The sequence below is a fragment of the Antarctobacter aquimaris genome (assembly GCF_900184945.1).
Lineage (GTDB): Bacteria > Pseudomonadota > Alphaproteobacteria > Rhodobacterales > Rhodobacteraceae > Maliponia > Maliponia aquimaris.
On record NZ_FXYF01000031.1, the window covers coordinates 1 to 25009 of the forward strand.

At 66.0% G+C, this 25009-nt stretch carries 28 protein-coding genes; 15 read left to right on the forward strand and 13 right to left on the reverse strand.

The genetic code is table 11. From position 1 onward, the window contains the following. Window positions 1-246: 246 nt before the first annotated feature. The 4 genes from MAA8898_RS25150 (at window position 247) to MAA8898_RS25165 (ending at window position 4202) form a co-directional block, all read left to right on the forward strand. The gene (locus MAA8898_RS25150) at window positions 247-1356 is read left to right on the forward strand and encodes an ABC transporter permease (protein WP_094023768.1); all 1110 of its coding nucleotides are present in this window, start codon (window positions 247-249) and stop codon (window positions 1354-1356) included. Further along, window positions 1349-2329: an ABC transporter permease gene (locus MAA8898_RS25155; RefSeq protein ID WP_094023769.1), complete on the forward strand. Its 981-nt coding sequence runs from the start codon at window positions 1349-1351 to the stop codon at window positions 2327-2329. The genes MAA8898_RS25150 and MAA8898_RS25155 overlap by 8 nt, the downstream gene beginning before the upstream one ends. Continuing rightward, on the forward strand, window positions 2326-2901 hold the full coding sequence (locus tag MAA8898_RS25160; RefSeq protein WP_094023770.1) for a GNAT family N-acetyltransferase: 576 nt from the start codon (window positions 2326-2328) through the stop codon (window positions 2899-2901). Before MAA8898_RS25155 ends, MAA8898_RS25160 begins: the two co-directional genes overlap by 4 nt. Before the next feature lie 245 nt (window positions 2902-3146). Beyond that, window positions 3147-4202, forward strand: a complete 1056-nt coding sequence (locus MAA8898_RS25165) for a YeeE/YedE family protein (RefSeq protein WP_094023771.1) — start codon at window positions 3147-3149, stop codon at window positions 4200-4202. Between the two features lie 192 nt (window positions 4203-4394). Here the strand turns inward: MAA8898_RS25165 and MAA8898_RS25170 are convergent, their stop codons facing one another. Beyond that, entirely contained in the window at window positions 4395-5696 is a 1302-nt protein-coding gene (locus MAA8898_RS25170; protein ID WP_094023772.1) for a DUF3422 family protein, read from the reverse strand. Window positions 5697-5827: 131 nt separating this feature from the next. Then, the gene (locus tag MAA8898_RS25175; protein ID WP_094023773.1) at window positions 5828-6277 is read right to left on the reverse strand and encodes a DUF6314 family protein; all 450 of its coding nucleotides are present in this window, start codon (window positions 6275-6277) and stop codon (window positions 5828-5830) included. A 79-nt stretch (window positions 6278-6356) separates the two neighbouring features. Between MAA8898_RS25175 and purB the strand changes: the two genes are divergently transcribed. Then, a complete protein-coding gene (gene purB, locus MAA8898_RS25180; RefSeq protein WP_094023774.1) occupies window positions 6357-7664 on the forward strand; it encodes an adenylosuccinate lyase in 1308 nt (435 codons plus the stop codon). 176 nt (window positions 7665-7840) lie between these two features. Continuing rightward, window positions 7841-7996: a carbohydrate-binding module family 14 protein gene (locus tag MAA8898_RS25185; RefSeq protein ID WP_094023775.1), complete on the forward strand. Its 156-nt coding sequence runs from the start codon at window positions 7841-7843 to the stop codon at window positions 7994-7996. 82 nt (window positions 7997-8078) lie between these two features. Here MAA8898_RS25185 and MAA8898_RS25190 read toward each other — a convergent pair whose 3' ends face one another. Then, entirely contained in the window at window positions 8079-8711 is a 633-nt protein-coding gene (locus MAA8898_RS25190) for a response regulator (RefSeq protein ID WP_094023776.1), read from the reverse strand. A gap of 190 nt (window positions 8712-8901) precedes the next feature. Between MAA8898_RS25190 and MAA8898_RS25195 the strand changes: the two genes are divergently transcribed. Both MAA8898_RS25195 and MAA8898_RS25200 read left to right on the forward strand, forming a co-directional pair. Continuing rightward, a complete protein-coding gene (locus MAA8898_RS25195; RefSeq protein ID WP_094023777.1) occupies window positions 8902-9960 on the forward strand; it encodes a flagellar motor switch protein FliG in 1059 nt (352 codons plus the stop codon). A gap of 81 nt (window positions 9961-10041) precedes the next feature. Then, window positions 10042-10983, forward strand: a complete 942-nt coding sequence (locus MAA8898_RS25200) for a lysophospholipid acyltransferase family protein (RefSeq protein WP_245853639.1) — start codon at window positions 10042-10044, stop codon at window positions 10981-10983. Here MAA8898_RS25200 and MAA8898_RS25205 read toward each other — a convergent pair. Then, window positions 10953-11654, reverse strand: a complete 702-nt coding sequence (locus MAA8898_RS25205; protein WP_094023778.1) for a DUF1223 domain-containing protein — start codon at window positions 11652-11654, stop codon at window positions 10953-10955. The genes MAA8898_RS25200 and MAA8898_RS25205 overlap by 31 nt on opposite strands. 276 nt (window positions 11655-11930) lie before the next feature. Between MAA8898_RS25205 and acnA the strand changes: the two genes are divergently transcribed. The 3 genes from acnA (at window position 11931) to MAA8898_RS27175 (ending at window position 15447) form a co-directional block, all read left to right on the forward strand. After that, the gene (gene acnA / locus MAA8898_RS25210; protein ID WP_094023779.1) at window positions 11931-14690 is read left to right on the forward strand and encodes an aconitate hydratase AcnA; all 2760 of its coding nucleotides are present in this window, start codon (window positions 11931-11933) and stop codon (window positions 14688-14690) included. A 277-nt stretch (window positions 14691-14967) separates the two neighbouring features. Continuing rightward, window positions 14968-15147, forward strand: coding sequence for a hypothetical protein (locus MAA8898_RS25215; protein ID WP_094023780.1), 180 nt, complete (start codon window positions 14968-14970; stop codon window positions 15145-15147). A 168-nt stretch (window positions 15148-15315) separates the two neighbouring features. Next, the gene (locus tag MAA8898_RS27175) at window positions 15316-15447 is read left to right on the forward strand and encodes a hypothetical protein (protein ID WP_281252923.1); all 132 of its coding nucleotides are present in this window, start codon (window positions 15316-15318) and stop codon (window positions 15445-15447) included. Between the two features lie 9 nt (window positions 15448-15456). Here the strand turns inward: MAA8898_RS27175 and MAA8898_RS25220 are convergent, their stop codons facing one another. From MAA8898_RS25220 to MAA8898_RS25245, 6 genes are all read right to left on the reverse strand, one after another. After that, window positions 15457-16293: a cytochrome C gene (locus MAA8898_RS25220; protein ID WP_094023781.1), complete on the reverse strand. Its 837-nt coding sequence runs from the start codon at window positions 16291-16293 to the stop codon at window positions 15457-15459. A 96-nt stretch (window positions 16294-16389) separates the two neighbouring features. Next, entirely contained in the window at window positions 16390-16929 is a 540-nt protein-coding gene (locus MAA8898_RS25225) for a DsbE family thiol:disulfide interchange protein (protein ID WP_094023782.1), read from the reverse strand. Further along, a complete protein-coding gene (gene ccmD, locus MAA8898_RS25230) occupies window positions 16922-17077 on the reverse strand; it encodes a heme exporter protein CcmD (protein WP_094023783.1) in 156 nt (51 codons plus the stop codon). Before ccmD ends, MAA8898_RS25225 begins: the two co-directional genes overlap by 8 nt. Further along, on the reverse strand, window positions 17074-17802 hold the full coding sequence (locus MAA8898_RS25235; RefSeq protein ID WP_094023784.1) for a heme ABC transporter permease: 729 nt from the start codon (window positions 17800-17802) through the stop codon (window positions 17074-17076). The genes ccmD and MAA8898_RS25235 overlap by 4 nt, the downstream gene beginning before the upstream one ends. A 118-nt stretch (window positions 17803-17920) precedes the next feature. Further along, window positions 17921-18358, reverse strand: a complete 438-nt coding sequence (locus MAA8898_RS25240) for a hypothetical protein (protein WP_141194957.1) — start codon at window positions 18356-18358, stop codon at window positions 17921-17923. Between the two features lie 104 nt (window positions 18359-18462). Then, window positions 18463-19308: a hypothetical protein gene (locus tag MAA8898_RS25245; protein WP_094023786.1), complete on the reverse strand. Its 846-nt coding sequence runs from the start codon at window positions 19306-19308 to the stop codon at window positions 18463-18465. 5 nt (window positions 19309-19313) lie between these two features. Between MAA8898_RS25245 and MAA8898_RS26065 the strand changes: the two genes are divergently transcribed. Further along, window positions 19314-19496 (forward strand): hypothetical protein, encoded by a 183-nt coding sequence (locus MAA8898_RS26065; protein WP_141194958.1) that lies wholly within the window; start codon window positions 19314-19316, stop codon window positions 19494-19496. A 9-nt stretch (window positions 19497-19505) separates the two neighbouring features. Here the strand turns inward: MAA8898_RS26065 and ccmB are convergent, their stop codons facing one another. The 3 genes from ccmB to MAA8898_RS25260 all read right to left on the reverse strand — a co-directional run bounded on the left by ccmB (window position 19506) and on the right by MAA8898_RS25260 (window position 21659). After that, window positions 19506-20162 carry a heme exporter protein CcmB gene (gene ccmB / locus MAA8898_RS25250; protein WP_094023787.1) on the reverse strand — a complete coding sequence of 219 codons (657 nt, stop codon included), beginning with the start codon at window positions 20160-20162 and terminating at the stop codon, window positions 19506-19508. After that, window positions 20159-20773, reverse strand: coding sequence for a heme ABC exporter ATP-binding protein CcmA (ccmA, locus tag MAA8898_RS25255; RefSeq protein ID WP_094023788.1), 615 nt, complete (start codon window positions 20771-20773; stop codon window positions 20159-20161). The genes ccmB and ccmA overlap by 4 nt, the downstream gene beginning before the upstream one ends. A gap of 370 nt (window positions 20774-21143) precedes the next feature. After that, complete coding sequence (locus MAA8898_RS25260) at window positions 21144-21659, reverse strand: helix-turn-helix domain-containing protein (RefSeq protein ID WP_094023789.1); 516 nt, start codon at window positions 21657-21659, stop codon at window positions 21144-21146. A gap of 280 nt (window positions 21660-21939) precedes the next feature. On the opposite strand from MAA8898_RS25260, the gene MAA8898_RS25265 reads away from it, so the two are divergent. The 3 genes from MAA8898_RS25265 to MAA8898_RS25275 all read left to right on the forward strand — a co-directional run bounded on the left by MAA8898_RS25265 (window position 21940) and on the right by MAA8898_RS25275 (window position 25008). After that, window positions 21940-23862 carry a transposase domain-containing protein gene (locus MAA8898_RS25265; protein WP_141194959.1) on the forward strand — a complete coding sequence of 641 codons (1923 nt, stop codon included), beginning with the start codon at window positions 21940-21942 and terminating at the stop codon, window positions 23860-23862. A gap of 73 nt (window positions 23863-23935) precedes the next feature. Next, window positions 23936-24709 (forward strand): AAA family ATPase, encoded by a 774-nt coding sequence (locus MAA8898_RS25270; protein WP_094023791.1) that lies wholly within the window; start codon window positions 23936-23938, stop codon window positions 24707-24709. After that, window positions 24709-25008 carry a hypothetical protein gene (locus MAA8898_RS25275; protein ID WP_094023792.1) on the forward strand — a complete coding sequence of 100 codons (300 nt, stop codon included), beginning with the start codon at window positions 24709-24711 and terminating at the stop codon, window positions 25006-25008. Before MAA8898_RS25270 ends, MAA8898_RS25275 begins: the two co-directional genes overlap by 1 nt. The last annotated feature ends 1 nt before the right edge of the window (window position 25009 follow it).

A 25009-nucleotide genomic window follows, 5' to 3' on the forward strand; every position in this document is an offset into this window, starting at 1 on the left:
GGCAGACCAACGCGCCCCACGCCCCCGCGGCGCCCGCCGTCGCTGTCTTCCGCCCTTTCCACCCCTGGCGGGCGGCTTACCCCTCACGTGCGGGAACGCGGGGTGGGGGCCCGCCCCCGCCGGGCCCGGGACCCCTTGACCGGCCCCCGGCGGGGGGGGGGGGCGCCCCCCCCCCCCCCCGCCGCGGGGGGGGGGGGGGCCCCCCCCCCGCCTTGCCTTTCCCGACCTCCCTGCCCCGAGGCGCCGATGCTCTCCTTCGCGACACGACGTCTGATCCTGTCGATCCCGACGCTGCTGTTCATCAGCTTCGTCATCTTCATGCTGCTGCAACTCGCCCCCGGCGACCCGATGGCGCAGGTCCCGCTGACCGTGCCGCCGGAGGTCAAGGAAAAGATGCGCCAGGCGCTCGGCCTGGGTGAGCCGCCGCTCGTTCAATACTGGAAATGGCTGGTCCAGATGTTCTGGACCGAACCCAAGGTCATGGTCGACTGGATGTTCGGGACGCAGTTTGCCTGGCACTGGGAGGTGCCTGTCGCCGTCCCCACGGCCGATCAGCTGGAGGCCTTTCGCGCCGCCGGCCGCGTGCGCGAGGTCGATGGCGTGACCCAGATCCTGGTGCGGGATCAACGCGTGATCTCCTGGCAGACCCGGTCGCCGGTGATGGACATCGTGATCCAGCGCCTGCCGCAGACGCTGACCGTGGTCGGCACCGCCTACGTGGTGGCCATCCTGATCGCCCTGCCCGTCGGCATCTATTCCGCCTACCGGCAGTATTCGATCTTCGACCAGTCGGGCACCTTCATAACGATGATCGGCTTTTCCATCCCGCCGTTCTTTACCGGGCCGCTGCTGATCGTGATCTTTTCGGTGCAGCTGGGCTGGTTCCCCTCGATCTACGACACCACCCACGTCGTCACCGACTGGGCCAGCTTCAAGGTCCAGCTGGCGCAGATGATCATGCCGGTCATGGTGCTGGCGCTGCAGATCACCGCGCAGCTGTCGCGCTACATGCGCGCGTCGATGCTGGACAACCTCAACCAGGATTATGTCCGCACCGCCCGCGCCAAAGGCCTGTCCGAAGCGATCGTCGTCAACGTCCACGTGGTGCGCAACTCGATGATCCCGGTCGTCACCGTGATCGCGCTGGGCATCCCCAGCATCTTTGGCGGCGCCATCATCACCGAGAACGTGTTCAAGGTGAACGGCATCGGCCAGCTGCTGATCACCGCGCTGTTCGCCAACGACCTGCCCATGGTCATGACGCTGACCTTCATCTTTGCCGTGCTGATCGTGCTGTTCAACCTGATCGCCGATATCCTCTACGGCCTGCTTGACCCGAGGATCCGCTATGACTGACTCGCCGGATACCCCGCTTCAGGCCATCGAGGCGCTCAAGGACAAGGAACCGTCCAAGCCGCCGCGCTCGCGCAGCAAGGACGTCTGGGACCAGCTGCGCAAGCACAAGGGCGCGATGTTCGGCCTGGGCTTCGTGATCTTCATCACGCTCGCCGTGCTGGTGGGCCCGCTGCTCTACCAGGTCGATCCGCAAAAGATCGACATCCGCAACAAGGACTTCCGCCCGATCTACGTGGCGTTGTGGGACAGCGACGCCAAGACCGGCTGGAACAAGCCCTTCGGTTCGGACCAGCTGGGCCGCGACCAGCTGGCGCAGATGCTGGCCGGCGGGCGCGCCTCGATGGCCGTAGGCTGGGCCGCCATGGTGCTGAGCCTGATCATCGGCACCGCCGTCGGCGTTGCGGCCGGCTACTACAAGCGGCTGGACGGCCTGCTGATGCGCACCACGGACCTGTTCCTGTCGCTGCCCATCCTGCCGCTGCTGCTGCTGGCGGTGACGCTGTTCCGCCAGCCGCTGCGGGCCAACTTCGGCCCCGAGGGCGGCATGTTCATCCTGATCGTGACGATGATCGCCATCACCTCCTGGATGCCGACGGCGCGGATCGTGCGCGGCGACATCCTGGCCATCAAGGAACGCGAGTTCGTGCTCGCGGCGCGCTCCATCGGCACCACGCAGGGCAAGATCATCCGTCGCCACCTGCTGCCCAACGTGCTGTCGCCGATCATGGTGTCGGCCGCGCTGGGTCTCGCCACGGCGATCATTACCGAATCTGCGCTCAGCTTTCTGGGTGTCGGTTTCCCGTCGGATTTCCCGACTTGGGGCAAGATGCTGGCCGATGCCGTGGTGCGGATGGAGGAATTCCCCGAACGCGTGCTGCTGCCCGGCATCGCCATCTCGTTGACGGTGCTCAGCGTGAACTACCTCGGCGACGGGTTGCGCGACGCGCTCGACCCGCGCATCCGGGGCCGGTGAGCGCATCTGACCCCGTCATCACGGCGGTCGGCCCGGATGACCTGGCCGACCTCGCGATCCTCTTTGACAGCGCGGGCGTCACGCAGGGCTGCTGGTGCATGTGGTGGCGCGTGCCGGCCCGGGTGTTTGACGCCATGACCCAGCCCGAACGCCGCGCCACCTTCGAGGCGCAGGCCATGGACCACCCGCCCGGCCTTCTGGCCCGCATCGACGGGTGCCCCGCCGGCTGGGTCCAGGTCACGCCGCGCGCCGACCTTCCCCGGTTCAACGCCTCCCGCGCGGGCAAGGCGGCCAAGGACACCGACCTGGACCGCGACTGGGCGATGACCTGCTTTTTCATCCACAAGGATTTTCGCGGGCAGGGCCTGATGGAGGCGCTGGGCCGCGCCGCCTGCGTCTTTGCCGTGCAAAACGGCGCTGCGGCGGTCGAGGCCGCCGCCCATGTCCCCAGCGGCGACAAGCTGCAATGGAGCGACGGCTACACCGGCCTTGCCCCGGTTCTGTCGCGGGTCGGGTTCCTTCCCGTCGGCGCGCAGAGCGGGCGGCGGCAAAGGATGCGCTGGACCGCCTGACGCAGGACCGGGCCCGTTCTGGTGCCGATCTGCCGTCCGGCGGAAATAAGGACAGCGCCCTACCCTGCGCAATCGAGGCAGGACGGTCTGCCCACCGCCCCGAGCAGGCAGGAACAGCCGTTCGGCCCTTGCGCGCATTTCGGAACATCGTTCCCGATCTGGCACGCGGATCTTCCGTATAACCCCTTGCCAGAACGGTTTTTCGCCCGCATCTGGAACGGAATTCCTGATTTGCGGAGACTGCCATGTATGAATCGCTGGGATTCGACACCCTCACCGCGCCGCAGGCGTCGGTCTGGTTCGCGCTGATCCTCGGGGCCGCCTTTGGCCTGCTGGCCGAACGCACGCGCTTCTGTTTCCGCCGCGGGCTAGTCGGTGAAGACCGCCGCGCCGCGCTGGGCGTCTGGCTGACCGGTCTCGCCGTTGCCCTGCTGGGCACCCAGGGCGCCGTGGCGCTGGGCTGGATCGACTTCGGCGATCACCGCTTCCTGGCCTCCGACCTGCCCGTGGCCGCGATCCTGCTGGGCGGCGCGCTGTTCGGCGCGGGCATGGTGCTGACGCGGGGCTGCGTATCGCGGCTGACGGTGCTGACCGCCTCGGGCAACCTGCGCGCGCTGACCGTGCTGGCGGTCTTTGCCGTGGTCGCCCATGCCACGCTCAAGGGCCTGCTGGCCCCGGTCCGCGTCGCGCTGGCCGATGTGACCCTACCGCTGGGCGAGACGACCACGCTGGCTGCGCTGCCGGGGGGTGCCGCGCTCTGGACTGCCGCGCTTGCGGTGCTGGCGCTGGTCTATGCCGCGCGCTCGGGCAACCGCTGGCCAATGCTGGCCGGTGGCGCGCTGATCGGGCTGCTGGTGCCGCTGGGCTGGGTCGGCACGGGCTTTGTCCTCTACGATGATTTCGACCCGATCGCGATGCAGAGCCTCGCCTTCACCTCGACCTGGGCCGACACGCTGTTCTATACCGTCGCCTCCACCGCCGTGCCGGCTGGCTTTGGCGTGGGCCTTGTGGGGGGCGTGCTGCTGGGCGCCTTTGTTTCGGCGCTGGCGGCCCGCCGCTTCCAGTGGCAGAGCTTTACCAGCCCGCGCGAAACCGGCCGCTACCTGGCCGGGGCGGCGCTGATGGGCGTGGGTGGCGTGCTGGCCGGCGGCTGCACCGTGGGCGCGGGCCTGTCGGGTGTGCCGACGCTGTCGATCGCGGCCCTGCTGGCCCTGGCGGCCATCACGGCGGGCGCGCTGGTCACCAACCTCCTCCTCTCCGGTGCGTCCTCGCGCACCGCCGCCCTGCACCCCGCAGAATGAGCGTCTGACGTCCCGTAGACGACGCCCATGGTCCCCTCGGGAGGAGAAGGCCGGGGAGGCAGCGCCCAGGGGGTTCACGTCCCCCCCGACAGCGCCGCCTCCCCGAACACCTTTCAGAACCATGGGCAAGGCCCGGACAACACGCGCCCCGGGCTTGACCCGGGGCCTCTGTCCTGACCTGCGCCGATAGGCTCAGAGGTCCGGGCCACTCTTTTCCATGTGATGCCGTATGCGGCGGATCATCAGCCAGACCACCACCACCACCGGCGCGGTCACCAGGGCGGTCAGCATGCCCTTGCTCATGCCCAGCGCCTCGGACACCGGATACAAAAGGTAGCCCGCCAGCGAGACGGCGTAATAGCTGATCGCCACCACCGACAGCCCTTCGACCGTCTTTTGCAGCTGCAATTGCAACTCTGCCCGCTTGTCCATGCTTTCCAGTAGCTGCTGGTTCTGCGCCGAGCGTCCCACCTCGACCCGCGTGCGCAGTAGGTCGGCGGCGCGGGTGGCGCGGTTGGTCATGCTCTCCAGCCGTCGCTCCGCGCTCTTGACCGTGCGCATGGCCGGGTCGTAGCGCCGGGTCATGAACTCGGCAAAGGTCTGGCGGCCGAGGAACCGCACCTCGCGCAACACCTCGATCCGCTGGCCGACGATGGCCTCGTAGGCCCCTGTCGCACCCAGCCGAAAGGAGGTCTGCGCCGACAGGCTCTCCAGCTCGGCCGAGACCTTGAGCAGGGTCTTGAGCGTCGCCTCTTCCTGGCCGTCGTCCTCGGTCATGACCTGCATCAGGCGGGTCAGCTCGGCGTCGATCTGGCCCATGCGCGGTCCGATCGCGCCGACCCGGGTAAAGCCCAGCATCGACATCGCCTTGTAGGTTTCGATCTCGCACAGCCGCTGCACGATCCGCCCGACGCGGCGCTGGCCCACGCCCGCGCGGGTGAAGACGGCAAAGCGCTGATGCCCGGCCGGATCGATGCGGAAATCGCCCGCCACCACGGCCTCGCCGTCGATCACTTCGCTCACGGCGACGCTCTCCGGCACCATCCAGTCGTTCACCATCCGGCTGATCTGTTCGTCGTCCTTTGGGCGCAGGTCGACGCGCAGCATGGCCGAGGTCACCCGCACGCCCGGCGCACGGTCCAGCCAGTCCGAGGGGAACACGTCGAAATCCGCCGGGTCAAAGGGCCGTTCGCCCAGCCCCGGCAGGAACACGGTGTAGGTCACGAACTCGGTGTGCTGCTCCCACTTGAGCATGTGCTGGCCGATCTGCCCCTGGTAATGTGTCGCTCCCGGCTGCGGGTGCGGCGTGTCGTGCCGGTCCAGCAGTTCGAGCAGATGCGCGACATCAAGGCTCCGGTCCCGCGACGCGGCGTTGCCCGGCTGCTTGATGGCCAGGTAGATCGCCCGGCACGGCGTCGTCAGCGAGGGAAAGGGGCGCGCGTGCAGCTCGTTGGCCAGCTTGTAACGCAGCGGATGGTCCTGGATGGGCGGCATGGGTCAGCTCCGGATGATCCCTGCAAGATGAATTGCTGCACCTGCAAAGTAAAGGCGAAAAACCCGCGTTTTCAAAGCGTTAAATGAATGCATCGGTATACCGGCCGGGATGGCGGCAATGTCCGGGCAAATCATGGGCTTATCAAGTCGTCCGGGGTGTAGGTGGTGGTGCTGACATAGGCCTTGCGCGGTCCCCGGACGTGCCAGATGACCTGCCAACGCGGCCAGGCGCCGAAATCATAGGTGCCATCGTACTGGTCCGGCGGGCACCAGTGGCCGACAGGCCCCCCGAGGGGCGGCACCTGGTGAAAGAACCGCCCGTCGTCGAAGAACACGCCGAGGTCACCGCCCCACCTGTAACGCCGTTCGGCCGCGAACCGCCCCTGCCCGCCCAGGCTCAGCGTCCCGGTCTCGACATACAGCGCGCCGTCGCCCTCGGGCGTCCAGACCGCCACGCCGTCAAAGGTGCCGCGCGTGCCGTCATCCTGGATGATCTCCCGCGCGATCCGCCAGCGGCCCAGGAACTCCGCCAGCCGCAGCGCCGTGCCGGCGGCCTCGGCATGGGGGGCAATCCGTCTCATCGCGCGCTCCTTGCAGGACCTGTAGAGCCATCGTAAAGGCAGCGCTCTGCCAGAGACAATCCACGAAAGGGTCCGCCGCATGATCCCCCGCTACTCCCGCCCCGAGATGGTCGCCATCTGGTCGCCCGAGACAAAGTTCCGCATCTGGTACGAGATCGAAGCCCACGCCTGCGATGCGATGGCCGCGCTGGGCGTCATCCCCAAGGCCAACGCCGAGGCCGTGTGGAAGGCGAATGACGTGACCTTCGACATCGACCGCATCGACGAGATCGAGCGCGAGACCAAGCATGATGTGATCGCCTTCCTGACCCACCTGGCCGAGATCATCGGCAACGACGAGGCGCGGTTCGTCCACCAGGGCATGACCTCGTCCGACGTGCTGGACACCTGTTTCAACGTGCAGCTGGTGCGCGCCTCCGACATCCTGATCAAGGACATCGAAGGGCTGCTGGCCGCGCTCAAGCGCCGCGCCTTTGAGCACAAGGACACCATCCGCATCGGCCGCAGCCACGGCATCCACGCCGAGCCGACGACCATGGGCCTGACCTTTGCCCGCTTCTACGCCGAGATGGACCGCAACCTGTCGCGCATGCGCGACGCGCGCGCCGAAATCGCCACCGGGGCCATTTCCGGCGCGGTCGGCACCTTTGCCAACATCGACCCGGCGGTCGAAGAACACGTCTGCGACCAGATGGGCCTGGTGCCCGAGCCGATCAGCACGCAGGTGATCCCGCGCGACCGGCACGCCGCGTTTTTCGCCACGCTGGGGGTGATCGCCTCCAGCATCGAGAACATCGCGACCGAAATCCGCCACATGCAGCGCACCGAGGTGCTGGAGGCGGCCGAGTTCTTCTCGATGGGGCAAAAGGGCTCGTCGGCCATGCCGCACAAGAAGAACCCGGTGCTGACCGAGAACCTGACCGGCCTGGCCCGTCTCGTCCGCATGGCGGTGATCCCGGCGATGGAAAACGTGACCCTCTGGCACGAGCGCGACATCTCGCACAGCTCGGTCGAGCGCAACATCGGCCCCGACACCACCATCACGCTGGACTTTGCCCTGTCACGCCTGACCGGCGTCATCGACAAGCTGCTGGTCTACCCGCAGAACATGCTGGACAACATGAACAAGTTCCCCGGCCTGGTGATGTCGCAGCGGGTGCTGCTGGCGCTGACGCAGGCCGGCGTGTCGCGTGAGGACGCCTACCGCCTGGTGCAGCGCAACGCGATGAAGGTCTGGGATCACCGCACCGACTTTCGCGAGGAACTGCTGGCCGATCCGGAAGTGCGCGCGGCGCTGTCCGAAGACGAGATCAACGAGAAGTTCGACCTTGGCTATCACACCAAGCATGTCGACACGATCTTTGACCGGGTGTTCGGCGAGGGCTGAGGCGCGTTTGTCGTCGGGCGGCGTCGACTGTCAGGCGCCGTTGTCGGGGGCCTGCCCGTTTTTCGGGCGGGTCCTGTTCACGATCTTGCGGGGTACGCCTGCCGTCAGCAACATTCTTTTGGACGGGCGACCGGCCCGTGCTATCCTTCCGGATACAGCAACAGAAGGAAGGAAGAATGACGTTGAAGATGATCCTCGCCGCGACCGCCTTCATGGTGGCTCCGGTGCTGGCGATGGCGGAGTGCGCCGGCCACGTGAAGCAGGTGATGTCCTGCACCGATGGCATGGTCTACGACGCCGAATCCGGCACCTGCGTCGTCACGACGGGCTGACCTCATACCCGGCCCTTCCGGGCTGTTCACAGGCACGATCGGGCGGCTCCCAGGGGCTGCCCGTTTTCGTGCCGTGGCATCGTCACGGCTGCCGCGCACCCTCGACGACATCGACCAGGGCCAGCATCATTTCCTCGAGCTTTTCAAGCTCTTCCATCGCCAGTTGCGGATCGCGGCGCGCAAGCCGGGCGCGGGCCATGCGCAGCGTGCGCAACATGCGTGACAGGCCGGGCGCCAGCCGGTCGTCCGCCCCATCGCCGAAATCGGCCAGTATCTGCGGCTGACCGGAGGACTTGAGGATCCTGCGTTCCTCGAGAGAGGTGCCCACCATGTCCCAAAGCTGGCGCGTCGACAGCCGGTCCTTGGACAGCGCGGTCACGTCCTCGCCCAGGTCGCGCGGGTCGCCGCCGGTGACGACGCAGATCACCGCGTCGTTCAGCCGCCGATCGTCCCGCAGTTCGCGCGCAAAATCGGCCCCGAGGCCGTCGGGCATGCGGTTGTCCAGCAGGATGAGATCCGCGTGGTCGGAGTCCAGGAAACTGCGCGCCTCGGCCAGCGTGGCGCATTCATGCACCCGAAGACCGGGCCGGTCCCGGCCGACGCAGCGCCTGATCATGTGGCGGTCGAACGTATCGTCATCGACCACCAGGCAGCTTGAGACCGACAGATCGGGCGCGCGCGGATTGGCATGCATGTCACCGACTTCCCTTTTCATCACCGACTCCCCATTCCAAGGGCCGCAGTCTGCGCCGCGACATCCTAACGGCCGGTTAATCGAAACGGAAGATTTGTCATTATTTGCAAAGGCTTCGCGGACGCGTCGCGACCTCGCCGCTTAACGGACCGGAAACCTTGAGCGGCTATCCCTTTGGCCTGTCGTTCAACAACATGTTCGGACCGCCCCCATGCCTGCACTCGCTGCCCTTCCCGCGCCTTCGGCGCTTGGCCCGGCCCGGCCCCGGCTGACCCGCAAGGCCAAGGCCGCCATCATCGTCCAGTTCCTGCTGAACGAAGGCGCCGACGTCCCGCTCGCCGCGCTGCCCGAGGAATACCAGGCCGAGCTGACGATGCTGCTGGGCAACATGCGCTACATCGACCGCGAGACGCTGAATGCCGTGGTCGAGGAATTCTCGAACGAGCTGGAATCGGTCGGTCTGGCTTTTCCTGGCGACATGGCCGGGGCGCTGACCGCGCTGGACGGCAAGATCAGCCCGCAGACCGCCCACCGCCTGCGCAAGGAGGCCGGGGTGCGCCAGACTGGCGATCCGTGGCAGCGGATCAATACGCTGGACGTCGACCGGCTGAAGAAACTGGTGCTGTCCGAAAGCACCGAGGTCGCGGCCGTCATGATGTCCAAGATCGACGTCGGCAAGGCGGCGATGGTCCTGGCCAAGCTGCCCGGCGACAAGGCGCGGCGCATCTCATACGCCGTCTCGATGACCACGGGTGTCACGCCGGACGCGGTGGACCGCATCGGCATCAGCCTCGCCGCGCAGATCGACGCCGAACCGCCGCGCGCCTTCAAGGCGAGGCCGGATGAACGGCTGGGTGCGATCCTGAACTATTCCAACACCACGATCCGTGAGGACCTGTTGCAGAACCTCGAGCAGGAGGACGCCGAGTTCGCCGAAGCGGTGCGCAAGGCGATCTTTACCTTCGCCAACATCCCCGACCGGCTGAACGCCATCGACGTCCCCAAGATCACCCGCGATGTCGACGCCGCGACGCTGGCCACCGCCATCGCCGCCGCAAGCACCGGGTCGGAGGACGAGCAGCGGACCGTCGCCTTCCTCTACGCCAACATGTCCAAGCGGCTGGGCGACAACATCCGCGAAGAGGCCGGCGCGCTGGGCGAGGTCAAGCCCAAGACCGGCGAAAAGGCCATGAGCGCGGTGGTGGCGGCGATCCGCGATCTCGTGTCCGTCGGCGAGATCGAACTGCGCGACCCGAACGCAGAGGAGTGACGCCTCGCGCGAACCTGGCCCGACCTTGCCGCACTCGGGCTGTGCGGCTAAAACGAGCCACAGGTCAGACCGAGGGAGCCAGTGGGCAAGACAACCAAAGCCAAGCGCGAGCCGCGCAGGCATGGCGGCTGGGAAGACCGGCTTGCGGATTACGCGATCCGTGCCTTGGTCTGGATGGCCATGCGGCTGCCTGTCCGCACCCGGCTGAAACTGGTCAGCTGGATCGTCCGGCGGCTGGTCGCCCCGGTGATCGGCTGGCCGGCACGGGTCCGCGCCAACCTGGCCTACGTCTGGCCTGACCTGCCCGAAGCCGAGGCGCGCCGCATCACCGACCAGGTGATCGACAACGTGGCGCGCGCCTTTATCGAGAATTACGACGTTCCGGAGATGCTGGAGCGCGGGGCACGGGCCAAACTCACTGGCCCCGGCCTTGCCGCCGTGGAGCAGGCCCGCGCCGAGGGCCGCCCGGTGCTGCTCGTAACCGCTCATTACGGCAGCGGCGAGTGCGGCCGATGCGCCATGGTGGCGCGCGGCTACAAGATCGGCGGGCTGATCCGCCCCATGTCCAACCCGTTCTTCAACGAACACTACGTCCAGAACATGCGCGACATCTGTGAGCCGGTCTTTGAACAAGGCCGCCGTGGCACCATGGGTCTGATCAAGCACATCCGCGATGGCGGCATGGCAGTGCTGTTGTTCGACGTCTTTGACAGCGCTGGCGTCCCTATCGACTTTCTTGGCAAGCCCGCGCCCACCCTGACCTCAGTCGCCGATATCGCCCTGAAAACGGGCGCACTGGTGGTGCCCTATTTTGGCATCCGCCACCCGGACCGCTACGGTATTGACGCCGTATTGGAGGAGCCCATCGCCCACGGCGATCCCGTCGACATGATGCGCGAGGCCACCCGGCGGCTGGAGGCGCGGATCAAGCAGGATCCCGGTCAGTGGATGTGGTTGCATCGCCGCTGGAAACCCAAACGGCAGGAAAAGCGTCAGCGCAAGCGCGCGGCCGCCTCGATGTGACCGTTGTCGGGATCCTGCACCAGCACGATCACCGGCAGCGCGCCGTCCAGCCTGACCCGCCCCTCGTAGACGCCCTTGCCGTCCCAGCGCCCGGCGACGGTCCAGTTAGTGGCGACATTGGTGTACGTCAGGGTGCGGCCGGCATTTTCGCCGCGCGTGATCTCGACCTCCTTGCGGGGCATGTAGACCACCACGTGGATGTCGCAGGGCCGCACCTGGCCCAGCGCCTCGGCGCGGATCGTCAGGTGATCGCCGGCGCGCGCGACCCTGAGGTCGACGGTGCGCGGACGATCGGCGTGCTTCTGGATCAGGTCCGCCAGCTTCATCGAGCGCGAACCGACCACGTCGTCGACCCCGTTCACCACCATCTGCGGCGTGTAGATCATCTTCCAGCCGCCGGTGCGGGCGTAGGCCTTTTGTCGCTTGGTAAAGGCGTGCTGGGCAAACACGTCCTTCCAGCCGATGTAATCCCAGTAATCGACGTGCAACGCCAGGGCGATCACATCCTCGCGGTCGCCGAGTTCGGCCAGCAGTGCATCGGCCGGCGGGCACGACGAACAGCCTTGCGACGTGAAGAGTTCGACGACCACGGGCGAGTCCTGCGCGACGACCGGACCAGCGCCCGCAACAGCGATACCGAGCGCCGCGATCATCCCCTTGAACCTGCCCATCGAGTCCCCGCCTTCGGTGTCCTGTGCTTCACGGGTCTACCCAACCCGGTTTGCGAACACCAATCAAGGTTTTGCGAGACAGGGTGAGCCGGGCACAGGACGCGCCCGCGCGCCCGGCCGACGCCTGGGCGGCCTTGTGCCACGAACTGCCGTCTGATAGAAATAGAAACTGTGTGCCACGGTATACAAAACGCCGCACCCCCCTTGATTGAGGACCTGCCTTTGAGGCAAGAGAGGCGCAACGATCCCCCTATCGCGACCCCATCGGAGGTACTGATGACCATCACTGTAGGCCATGACAGCGCCAAGACGCGCAAGACGCTTCAGGCTGGCGGCCAGACCGTCGCCTATTACTCGATCCCCGCGGCCGAGGCGGCCGGGCTGGGCGACTTTTCCAGGCTGCCCGCCGCGCTGAAGGTGGTGCTGGAGAACATGCTGCGGTTCGAGGACGGCAAGACCGTCACCGTGGACGACATCAAGGCCTTCTCCGACTGGGCCAAGAACGGCGGCAAGGGCGACCGCGAACTGGCGTACCGTCCGGCGCGCGTGCTGATGCAGGACTTCACCGGCGTTCCCGCCGTGGTCGACCTGGCCGCGATGCGCGACGGCATCAAGGCGCTGGGCGGCGACCCGCAGCAGATCAACCCGCTGAACCCGGTCGACCTGGTGATCGACCATTCGGTCATGATCGACGAGTTCGGCAACCCGCGCGCCTTCCAGATGAACGTGGACCGCGAGTATGAGCGCAATATGGAGCGCTATACCTTCCTCAAGTGGGGCCAGACCGCGTTCAACAACTTCCGCGTGGTGCCCCCGGGCACCGGCATCTGCCACCAGGTGAACCTGGAATACCTCAGCCAGACCGTCTGGACCGACACCGACCAGAACGGCGAGATGGTCGCCTACCCCGACACCCTCGTCGGCACCGACAGCCACACCACCATGGTCAACGGCGCGGCCGTGCTGGGCTGGGGCGTGGGCGGCATCGAGGCCGAGGCCGCCATGCTGGGCCAGCCGATCTCCATGTTGATCCCCGAGGTCGTCGGCTTCAAGCTGACCGGCGAGATGGTCGAGGGCACCACCGGCACCGACCTGGTGCTGAAGGTCGTCGAGATGCTGCGCAAGCATGGCGTGGTCAGCAAGTTCGTCGAATTCTACGGCCCCGGCCTGGACAAGCTGCCGCTGGCGCAGCGTGCCACCATCGCCAACATGGCCCCGGAATACGGCGCCACCTGCGGCTTTTTCCCGATTGACGACGAGACCCTGCGCTACCTGCGCGTCACCGGCCGCGAGGAATCGCGCATCGCCCTGGTCGAGGCCTATGCCAAGGAAAATGGCTTCTGGCGCGGTCCGGACTACAACCCGATCTACTCCTCGACGCTTGAATTGGACATGGGCACCATCGTTCCCGCCATCTCGGGGCCCAAGCGTCCGCAGGACTACCTGAAGCTGACGGAGGCCGCGTCGGCCTTTGAAAAGGTCGTCGCCGACTACCGCGGCATCGACATCTCGGCCGCAGCCAAGGACATGGCCGACGAAGGCCCGGTGGCCACCAAGCCGGTCAACCTGCACAAGAGCGTGAAGGTCGCAGGCGAGGATTACGAATTGCGCGACGGGTCGGTGGTGATCGCCTCAATCACCTCCTGCACCAACACCTCCAACCCCTACGTGCTGATCGGCGCGGGCCTCGTCGCCCGCAAGGCCCGCGCGCTGGGCCTGAACCGCAAGCCCTGGGTCAAGACCTCGCTGGCACCGGGATCGCAGGTGGTGACCGAGTACCTCGAGGCCGCCGGCCTGCAAGAGGACCTGGACGCCGTCGGCTTCAACCTGGTCGGCTACGGTTGCACCACCTGCATCGGCAACTCCGGCCCCCTCCAGCCGGAGATCTCGAAGGCGATCAGCGAAAGCGACCTGATCGCCACCGCGGTGCTGTCGGGCAACCGCAACTTCGAAGGCCGCATTTCGCCGGACGTGCGCGCCAACTACCTGGCCTCGCCGCCGCTGGTCGTGGTCTACGCGCTGGCCGGTGACATGAACATCGACCTGACCACCGAAGCGATCGGCCAGGACAAGGACGGCAACGATGTCTTCCTCAAGGACATCTGGCCGACCAACCAGGAAATCGCCGAGTTGGTCGAAAGGGTCGTCACCCGCGAGGCGTTCCAGTCCAAGTACGCCGACGTCTTCAAGGGCGACGAGAAGTGGCAGGGCGTCAAGACCACCGAGGCCGAGACCTACGATTGGCCGGCCAGCTCGACCTATGTGCAGAACCCGCCCTACTTCCAGGGCATGTCGCCCGAGCCGGGCACGATCTCGAACATCGAGGGCGCGCGCGTGCTGGCGATCCTGGGTGACATGATCACCACCGACCACATCTCGCCCGCCGGGTCGTTCAAGGCCGATACCCCCGCAGGCAAGTACCTGACCGAACGCCAGGTCGCCCCGCGCGAGTTCAACTCCTACGGCTCGCGTCGCGGCAACCACGAGATCATGATGCGCGGCACCTTCGCCAACATCCGCATCAAGAACGAGATCCTCGATGGTGTCGAAGGCGGCTACACCAAGGGGCCGGACGGCGCGCAGACCTCGATCTACGACGCCGCCATGGCCTACAAGGATCAGGGCACACCGCTGGTGATCTTCGGCGGCGAACAGTACGGCGCGGGGTCCTCGCGCGACTGGGCGGCCAAGGGCACCGCGCTCTTGGGCGTCAAGGCGGTCATCGCCGAGAGCTTCGAGCGTATCCACCGGTCGAACCTGGTCGGCATGGGCGTCATCCCGTTCGAGTTCACCGGCGGCGACACCCGCAAGTCGCTGGGCCTGAAGGGCGACGAGACGGTCTCGATCTCCGGCCTCGACAGCATCCAGCCGTTGCAGGAGGTGCCCTGCACCATCACCTACGGCGACGGATCGGTGAAGGAGATCACCATCAAGTGCCGGATCGATACTGCCATCGAGATCGAGTATGTCGAACATGGCGGCGTGCTGCACTATGTGCTGCGCAACCTGGCCAAGGCGCCAATCGCCGCTGAGTAATCCCTGTCACGACGTGACGGCACAGGGCCCCCCGGTTGTCCGGGGGGCCTTTTTCATGCCTGAACGCGCGGTGTGTCGTCACGGCGCGACCGCGAAGGTCACCCAGGCACAATTGGCCTTATCGCTCTCCGCGATCAGCGCCGACCGGGGCATGGTATTCTACGGCAGGTCGAGACCGCCTCGGCGCTGGCCTGGGCAAACCGGATCGATGCTGCGCCCACGGCCCAACCGCCGGACATCTTCACCGCCCCTCGCTCTCAAGATCGCAGCGCAGGCCGTGATCCTCGCCATTGGCGCGGGTGCCGACAACCTTGACGCAGTAAGCGATCTCCACGGCTGCGAACGGATCATCGCCGAGATGCCATACCTGCGGATCAGAGCGGCCCGCCACCTGCCGCACGACCTGCGCGACAGGCTGACCCTGCACCCCGCGCAGGATCTCGCCGAAAGCGCCTGACCCCTCCTGCCCGCGGCAAGGCTTTGCCGAAATCGCGGGCAGATTCGCCGAAATCCGCGCAAAGGCCCGTCAGTGCGGGTTTTCCTGACCTGCCCGTGGGGCTTTTCCCCCTGTATCAACGCCTCGTGACCCCATCTTGGTGGGGGCAAGAAACGACGAGGCAGAGCCATGAAAACCCTGACCCTTCTGCAAGCCGCCGCGCTTCTGATGCTGGCCGTGATCGGCGCCTATGCCGGGCACAGCACGGCGGCGACCAGCTGTGCCCAGCCGGCCGCCGCCACCGAGGTCTGCGACCTCTGACCGTTCAGATCAGCTGGGATCGGGCAGAGGCGGTATGCTGCGCAGGTAGAGGATCACCGCCGCCAGGTCGTCGGCGGTCATCTTCGCGAGGTAGCCGTAGGGCATCGGCGGCAGCATGGCCGATCCGTCTGGCCGCACACCCTGGGTGATCATCTTTGCCAGCTCCTCGTCCGAATACCCCGCCAGCCCGTCCGGGTGCGACGTGATGTTCGCCGCGACCGAGGTGCCCCAGGGTCCATGGAACTCGAACCCGCCGGCGCCCAGGTGGGTGTCGAACATCGGCCCCATCTCGCCAAAGGTGGTGTGGCACTCCAGGCAATGCGCCACCGGCCCGGCGAGGTAGGCGCCATAATCCACCGTCACCCCCTGCGGAGGAGCCGAGACCGTGGTCAGCGGCGGGCCATAGGTCGGGGGCAGCGGGATGTTGTAGACGCTTTCGCCCGGATCGTTGTCCACCGCCGGGACCGTACGGAGGTACATCACCATGCTCATGGCGTCATCATCCGACAGCCCGCGATACAGTACGATCGGCATCGGCGGCCCGATCACCGAGCCGTCCGGCCGGATGCCCTCGCGGATGGCGCGCACCAGTTCCGCATCGGTCCAGCCCGCCACGTCGCCGCCCGGCGTGATGTTGGCGGAAATCGCGGTGAAGCCCGGGTTCTTTTCCACCAGCCGTCCAGCCAGGTTCTGCTCGGCGATGAAGCCCTGCGGCCCCATCGGCGTGTGGCAGTTGCCGCAGCCTGCCGGTCCCTCGACCAGATACCTGCCCCGTTCGAGGCTTGGCTCCGCCTGAGCCAGCGTCGCAACGAACGCCAGCCCAATACCGGTCACAATCGTTTTCATAGTCGTCTCCCTGAAATCCTGTTCGCGTAAAAACACTTCGACTCGCACGTGCAGCCAGTGTACCGCGCAATCGGACAGTTTCTCAGGTAATTCAGATCAGCGCCCCAGCGCCTCGTTCAGCCGGGGGACAAAGCGCTGCTGGTAGTCGGAGCCGACCAGGGGACCGACGAACTTGAACAGCACGGTGCCGTCGCCATCCAGGATAAAGGTCTCGGGCGGCGCGGTGACACCCCAGTCGATCGCCGTCCGGCCCGCCGGGTCGAAGGCCACCGCCAGGAAGGGGTTTCCGTCGTCCTTGAGGTAGCGCTGGGCGTTGTCTGCCTTGTCCTTGAAGTTGACGCCGACGATGCGGATGCCTTCGGCCTGCATCTGCTTCAACACAGGGTGCTCGGCGCGGCAGGGCGGGCACCAGCTGGCCCAGAAGTTGACCAGCGTCACCTCGCCCGACGCCAGCATTTCCGGCGTGATGGCCGCGTAGCCCGGCAGCGCCTCGGAGGTCATCGCCGGTGCCGGTTTGCCCTCGAACATCGACTCCAGCTCGTTCTGGCCGTCGCGCCCAAGGCCAAAGTAGAACAGCGCGCCGATCGCGGCAAAGATCAGCGGCGGGGCAATCATGAGGGGGGACAGCCTAGCCATTCTTCTGACGCTCCTCGATCCGCTTCAATTCGGCGCGGACTCGGCGCGCGCGCCAGACGCTGACCGCCACCAGCGCCACGATCAGCACCAGCGACACGGCGTAGGACGACAGCACCGCTCCCGCGTATTTGCCCAGCTCCGGCATCATGCCATGCGCTCCCGCGCCAGCAGCGCGCGGGTCCGGCGCGCCCGGATTTCCGTCTGCGTCCGCAGCAGCACCAGCGCCAGGAACAGCAGCACGAAACCCGCCATGCAGATCAGCGCCGGATACCAGAAGACGTCGGCGATGTTCTGCTCCTTGTCGACCGAAAAGGTCGCGTCCTGGTGCAGGCCCTGGTTCCAGAAGATCACCGCGTAGCGCGACAGCAGCGCAAAGACTGACCCGACCAGGCAGAGGATCGAGGTCAGGTCGGCGGCGGTGTCGTCGTTCTCGATCGCTTCCCACAGCGCCATGTAACCGAGGTAGAACAGAAACAGGATCAGAAAGGAGGTCAGCCGCGGGTCCCAGGCCCACCAGGTGCCCCACATCGGCTGCCCCCAGATCGCCCCGGTGGACAGCGCGATCACGGTAAAGGTGGCGCCCACCGGGGCCGCCGCCCGCGCCGCCAGCGCGCTGACGTGGTGCCGCCGCACGATCCAGATCAGCGAGGCGACCAGCATCATCAGCCAGGCGTTGATCGCCATCAGCGCCGCCGGAACATGCAGGTAGATGATCTTGACGGTCGAACCTTGCCGGATGTCATCCGGGGTGAAGAAAAAGCCCCAGATCAGCCCGGTGGCCAGGCAGAGCACCGCCGCCCCCGCCACCCAGGGCAGCAGGAAATCCGCCGTGCGGATGAACTTGACCGGATTGGCGTATTCCCAGATCGACATCGCCTCTCGCCTCCCTTGACCCCGGCGGTTACAGCGCAAATAGTCCCCGGGCGCAATACGTCACCGGGACGCGCTCACCGCAGGTTGATCCGCGGGACGGGCGCCAGGGTGGCCGAGATCAGCGAGTCTGCACCTGCGTGACGATCTCCAGCAATTGCACCTCGATCTGGCGAAAGCGCTGGAGCGGTGCCACATCCGGGTGCTGCCGCGCAGACAGGGCGCTGCCGAACACCTGCACGTCAAAGCGGCAGTCGGGAAGGTCGACGCGCAGGAAACTGGTCGGCGCATCGGCCATGACGCCGCCCAGCCGAATGGTTCCGTCTTTCTGCGGCGTCTGATCCACCTGGGTCAGGGCTTCGCGGATGGCGGACCCGTCGATTTCGGCCAGTTTCCCGGTGACGACAATGTCATGCAGGAGGGTGGCCAGCGCCTCGCGGCTCATGCCGCCGTCCAGCACATCCCCCCGCAGCCGGACGCGCAGTTGGCCGTCGGCATAAATCCGCAACAAGGGGGGATCCTGCGGCTGCTCCGCATCGACGACATCGAACAGGATCACTGGCCCGGAGGCCTCGGCCCCGGGCAGGTCGGGACAGGCGCCAAAGGCGGCGCCCGTCATCAGGCCGAGCCCGGCAAGGGCGGAAAGTACCCGGCCCGTCCGCGTCACGCCTTGCGGCTTTTGCGCAGTCGCAGCCCGCCAAGACCTGCCAGCCCGATCAGAACGTAGGCCAGCGAGGCGGGCAGCGGCACGGGCGACACCACGTACTGGGGATCGGTCACCGAGGTGATGTAGCCGATATCCGCAAAGGACGCGATCGTCGTCGCCGACAGCGTCGAGGCTGCAAAGGGCGCGTCCGCCAACGGGCTGACGCTGTCCAGGAACCCGGTCATGATGTCACGTTCGCCGCCTGCAAAGGTCAGCTCGTCCCAGTGGGCGTCAGCGGTGCCCGGGCCGCCCCCCAGTTCGACGGGAACGTAGCTTGCGCTCAGCCCGAACTCGGCATTGTAGGCCGCCAGCCCGAAGGCGCCGGTATATTGCCCGGTCCCGTCGGTGTACACGTTCTGGGTTCCGGCAAAGACCGCGCCGTAGACAGCGGGATTCCACATCGTTCCGAACCCGATCACATGCGCCATTTCGTGCACGATCACGTCGAACAGACTGCCGTCGCTTTCAAGGGCCGCGAGGTCGGCGGTATCGAACGACATGATGCCGGAGGTGACATAGGCATAGTCCTGCGGCGCCCCGATGGTCCTGATCGCCGTCGACGGCCCGGCGGAACCGAGCACGTTGCCGACACCGTCGATCGGTATGCCCTGGGCGTCGATGGTCAGGGGACCAAAGCTCAGATCGTACCGGTTGCCCAGGATCATCGTCTCCCAGAAAGCCTCGGCACCAGTGAACACCGCCTGCTGGCTTGCAGTAAGGCCGCCGACAAAGTTCACGACGATGTCGAACGGGTTGTTCAGCGTCGCCGCCGAAGACGCGACAGGAACGAAGGCAAGGGACAACGCCGTTGCTGCACAACAAGCCAATTTCTGAACTGGGACCGGAACGCGTTTCATCAAAGATGCCTTTGTTGGTTGGATTTTATCGGACGGTGGCATGGCGGAACAACCTGCGCAACGAAATGCCTCATGAATTTGATTTTTTTATGTCAAGTGTCGCGCCGCGATCGCTTGGCCGCAAGGTTTGCTGACCCATCGACCTAACGCAGGTTGATCCGCAGCACCGCCGCACTGGCGAACGGCAGCAACGCGGTGACACCGAAACTGATCCCCGCCAGCATCAGCAGCGGGGTCTCCACCGCCAGCCCTTCGGTGCCGCGCCGTGCCGCCTCGGCGCCAAAGATCAGCGTCGGCACGTAGAGCGGCAGCACCAGCAGCGACATCAACAGCCCGCCGCGCTTCAGCCCCACGGTCAGCGCCGCGCCAAAGGTGCCGATCACCGACAGCGCGGGCGTGCCCAGTGCCAGGCTGACAAAGACCCAAAGGTAGCCCGGCGCCGGCAGGTTCAGCAGCACCCCCAGCAGCGGCGCGGCCAGCACCAGCGGCAGCCCGGTGGTGATCCAGTGCGCCAGCGCCTTGACGGCGACGATCCCCTCCATCGGCAGCGGCGCGGTGGCCAGCAGGTCGAGCGAGCCGTCCTCCCAGTCCAGCGCCAGGATGCGGTCCAGCGACAGCAGGCAGGCCAGCAGCGCGCCGATCCACAGCACCCCCGGCGCGATCCGCGCCAGCAGGTCGCCCTGCGGCCCCACGCCGAAGGGCACCAGCACCGTCACGATCAGGAAGAACGCGAGGCCCAGGCCAAAGCCGCCCCCTGCCCGCACCGCCAGTCGCAGGTCGCGTGTCAGCAACGCGATCACAGGAACGCCTCGTCCTGCGCGGCGGCGCGCGGCCGCGCCCGGAACGGCCCGACATCCAGTACCTGCGCCTCGGCAAACCCCAGGTCGATATGTGTCGCCATCAGCGCCGATCCCCCCTGCCCAAGGTGCCGCTGCACCGCCTCGGCAAACAGCGCGACGGACGCGGTGTCCAGCGAAACGGTCGGCTCGTCCAGCACCCAGACCGGCCGCCCCGTCACCATCAGCCGCGCCAGCCCCAGCCGCCGCTTCTGTCCGGCCGACAGCGTGCCCGCCAGCCGGTCCTCCAGCGGCAGCAGGTTGAAGGCCTCGAGCGCGTCGCCGATCCCGGAGGTGCCAAAGACCTGCGCCCAGAACCTCAGGTTCTCACCCACGCTCAGCATGCTCTTCAGCCCGTCGGCATGGGCGGCATAGGCGATCCGCTCCCCCGCGCCCTCGATCCGGCCCGCCAGCGCGGGCTGCAAGCCCGCCACGGTGCGCAACAGCGTCGTCTTGCCCGCCCCGTTCGGGCCGCGCAGCACCAGCACGCCACCGGCAGGCAGACCGAAGGACACCCCCTCCAGCACCGGCAGGCCGCCGCGCGCCACCGTCAGATCGGACACTCTCATTTCCATGCCAGCGGCTTACCCCAGCCCGCGCCGTGGCAAAAGCCCCAAGCGCCCGCCGCGACGCGATGCCCGCGCCCCATGTCCGCGGCAATCCCCCTCATTGGTCCCGAAATATCCCGGGGGTGAATGGACCGCAGGGCCAGAGGCGGCAGCTGAGCGCGAACAACTGAAACTGACAGGGGCCAAGTTACTGCTTCAATAAAATCAATGGGTTGCAGGGAGGTCGGTTACAGGGGTTTTGACAGTTTCGGGGTGTTTCGGGCGGAAAACATGGTGGCCCGCTGGGTTGCGCTTAGAAATTATTCAATGAAATCAGTGATGGCGTTTCCAAGGTGTGGGCTATTCACCCCACACCCCACACCTTTTCGGAAACGGATTAGTTTCCGGTTTCCGTAGCTCTCATTGTCTGTTCGAGACGGCGTGCGAGGTCGCGCCGCTGCGGTCCCCAACCTTCGCTATTGGCGGCGAAGGCGTGCATCGCGTCGATGAATTCGACCATGCTCCGTGCCGCGATTTCTGCATCCTCGTGTCCTGCAATGCTGTCTTCTGACATGAAGGCGTCGGGCGCTTCCCGATGCGCTTGCCTCAACCAGGCGATCAGCGCCAACACAGTGTTGAAACACCCTAAAGCATAGTCTCGGCTATACACCTTCGGCTGGTTGCTATCGTCAACGCGACCTGTGAGCCAATCAAGCGACACGCCCATGGCGTCACTGATGGCGATCAGCGCATCTATTCCCGGCCTCTTAGGGTTCTTCGCACGCAGATAGCTATCCATGGAGCTTTTGGGGATGCCACAGCGCGCCGCCAACTGCTGCGTGTTCAGACCGCTCCGCGCTCGGAGCAGATGAAGCCTTTCTACAAGCACATCGTTTGAAGGGCTATCGCCCATTGACAATCCCCCTTGGTAGACATAGGCTCCGATGGTAACAATTTAGCCGCCGGAACTGTGCTTATGTCAGTCACTAACACACCAGAGGATGCAGCGAAAGCTCTTTACCGAAGGGTGCGGGCTGGCTTCATCGTTCAGGGAACAACGCTCAACGAGTGGTGCCGCGAGAACGGAACGCACATCCAGAATGTCCGCGCGGTCTTCTTCGGGAGCTGGAAGGGAACAAAAGCGGCGGACCTAAAGTCTCGCGTAATGCAGGCGGCTGGGGTGGTGTTGTAGAGTGCTGGCGGTATCCGAAATTCAGGGTCTCCCCGGTGTCCCGGCAACTGGACCGGGCGTTCGGAAATGGTTGCGAAACCTTGGCGTTGATCTTCGACCCGCTGGAAAGCGGTTCGTCTTCCACCTCTCTGACCTGCCCGAGGACACCCGGCAAGCCTATCTCGACCGTCAGGCGGAGGAAGCCGAGTTCGATCCTGGACAGTATGACGACGCGGCGCACGTGCGGCTTGCGGCGGAGACCTTCGACACGCGGCGGCGCGCCCAAGAGAACGCGGCCAAGCTGCTCTTCATCGTGCAGCGTGAGCGGGCTGGCATGAGCTGGCCCCAGATCGAAGCCGCCGGGAAAAAGGCGTTCAGGGACTTCCCGACGCGCAACACCATGAAGGACTGGAAGGCGAAAACCGAAGGTGTCGACCCGGCGAACTGGGCACCGGCCCTGGCACCGGGTTGGCGCGGCGGGAGCGAACGGCATCCGGTGTCACCGGACGCCTGGGAAATGCTGTGCGCCTGCGTCTACTTCGGCGGCAAGAATGGAACCGGCCAGCCGCTCAAGGCAGCCTATCAGAAGGTTGCGGAGACAGCGGCGACAATGGGCTGGGACTGGCCCCCGCTGTACACGATCCGGCGGCGCTGGAAGGAAATGGACCCGATTGAACGCCTGGCGATGGAGCTGGGCGAGGAACGGGCGAAAGCCATGTTGCGCCTGTCGCAACCGCAGAGCGCGCATCACATGGCGGCAAACGACCTGTGGGACGGCGACGGGCGGGAATTCAAGGTGCGCTGCATCTGGCCTGACGGCTATGTGGGGTGCCCCGTGGTTGTCGCCCTGGTGGATCGTGCCAGCCGGAAGACGGTGGGCTGGGCTGTCGGCAAGTCCGAGAATGCGGACGTGACCGAAGCAGCGGTTACAACCGCCTGCGAGACGCATGGGCGTCCGATCAAGATCCGGTTCGACAACGGCGGGGCCTTCAACTCCAAGCGCATCGCGGGCGGCAGACACCCGTTCTTTCGGCGCAAACAGATGAAGGACGCGGATTGGGAGAAGCCCGGTGTGCTGTCCATCCTGCAAATCGAACTGGCGAACACCGGCGTTGCCGCGAAGAAGAGCAACTTGCAGGAAAACGTCTGGTCACACCTGTGCCGCACGGACAATGACCCGTTGTTTCATGGGGCACAGCGTCCCGGCCCGAACGACCCTGACGGCGGAAAGGGCGCGCCTATACCAATCGAAGAGTTCGAGCGGGTTCTTGCCAAGTCGATAGCCGATCTGAACGCATCGACCGACAACCGGGTGAAGGGCCTGCGCAAGGGCGAAAGCCGCGACATGGCCTTTGAGCGGCTGTCGCAGGATCGCCCTGCGCGCATCGTGACGCCGCTGATGAAGCGCCGCCTGGGCATGGTCTGGAAGCGCAAGACGGTGCAGCCTGACGGGCGCATCCGGTTCGATGACGGCTTCTTTGGTGACGCCTCGACGCAAGGCGTGATGCTGAATTTCGTGGGTAAACAAGTGCTTGTCGGGTTCAACCCGAATGACTTCAACCAACCCGCCATGGTCTGCACCTGGGAAGGCAGCGATGAGCCTGGGCGGCTGCTTCTGGAAACCCTGCCGAACGTGGTCGAGACCGCGCATGGCAGCGAAGAAGGACGGCGCGCCGATGCGACCGAAAAGCGGCGGATCAGGGAAATCTTCCGCAAGCTCAAGGCGCAGTACCCGGAACGCAGGTTGGACGATCTGAAAATCATGCTCCGGGCGCAGCTCCAAGAGGATCGCCCGAAGCGGGACTTGTCCGACGCGAAGGTTCTCGAACTGCCGCGACGGGAAGGCTTCGTGCCTGAGGTGGCAGAGGTCGAGTACCGGCCCACCGCACAACAGATGAAGAATTGGGCCGATGCGCAGGCAAGACGCGCTGCGGATCGGCCCTGAAACGGTCGGGCGGTGGTGGATCACCGTTCCGGCCTCACAAGCGGGCAAAGTGCCCATACCAGCGAGGTAAGACATGCCAGAGAAAGTCACCTGGATCAATCCCGAGCGACCGCCGACGCGGCACGCGGGTTTCGTCGATACAGAGAGCGCGCGAAAGATGATGCTGTCCCTGCGCAGTGCGCGGGCCACGGGCGGTATCACCATGATTATCGCCGGTTCGGGGGTCGGCAAGACAAGGACCAAGTTCCACTTCCGCGACACCGAAGCGCCCGAGAGCATCATCGTGGACATTGGCCCGGATCAGGAGCGCCCATGGGGGCTTGCCTGTGCGCTTTGCGAAAGGCTGGGCCTTCAAGAACCGAACGCCCGCAACCTGGCAGACAGCCGTCGCCAGATCGCGAACAAAATCGGTCCCGATGGATTTCTGATGATAGATGAGGCTCAAAACCTCATTCACGTCGGCAAAGAAAAGCGGACAGACGACTATCGCGCTTTCGAGTGGGCGCGGATGATGCAAGAGGAAGGCGGCTTTGGCCTTGCCTTCATTGGGGACGCGAACCTTGACCGCGTGCTGGCGAAATATCCTCAGATCAAGCGCCGGACGCATCCGAGGGTCCGGATCACGGGAGCAGAACCCGGCGACGTGGAAGCTTTTTGCCGCGCCCACGGTCTGACCGATGAACGCGCGGTGCGAAAGCTGGCGGCTTCGGTTCAGGGACAGGACGGCGGCGGGCTGGGCGCGCTGTCGAAGATCAAGGAAGCCGCCTGGGACATGAAGTCCGGGGACGTGCCCACGGCAGACGACTGGCTGGGCGGGCTGTGGCATTTCGAGAAGGGGTATGAGTGATGGAAGACCGTGACGTGAAAGTGATCATCAGCCTCAAGGCATCGCAGATCGAAGAGACGCGCCGCCTTGCCCTGGCGATGGGCGAGTTCCCGACAATCGCGTGGAACTATGGCCAGCGGATTGCCGCCATCGTGACCAAGGAAGGCGGCACCACGGAGGACGCGAAGGAACTAGACGAGCTGGTGGCCGGTCTGATCACGGATGCCGAGACCGCCGAACCCGCAAAGCGGCCCCTCGCGCCTCTCATCGCAACCGCCATGATCCACGATCCCGAAGGCCGGAAAGGACCGCTGCAATGAG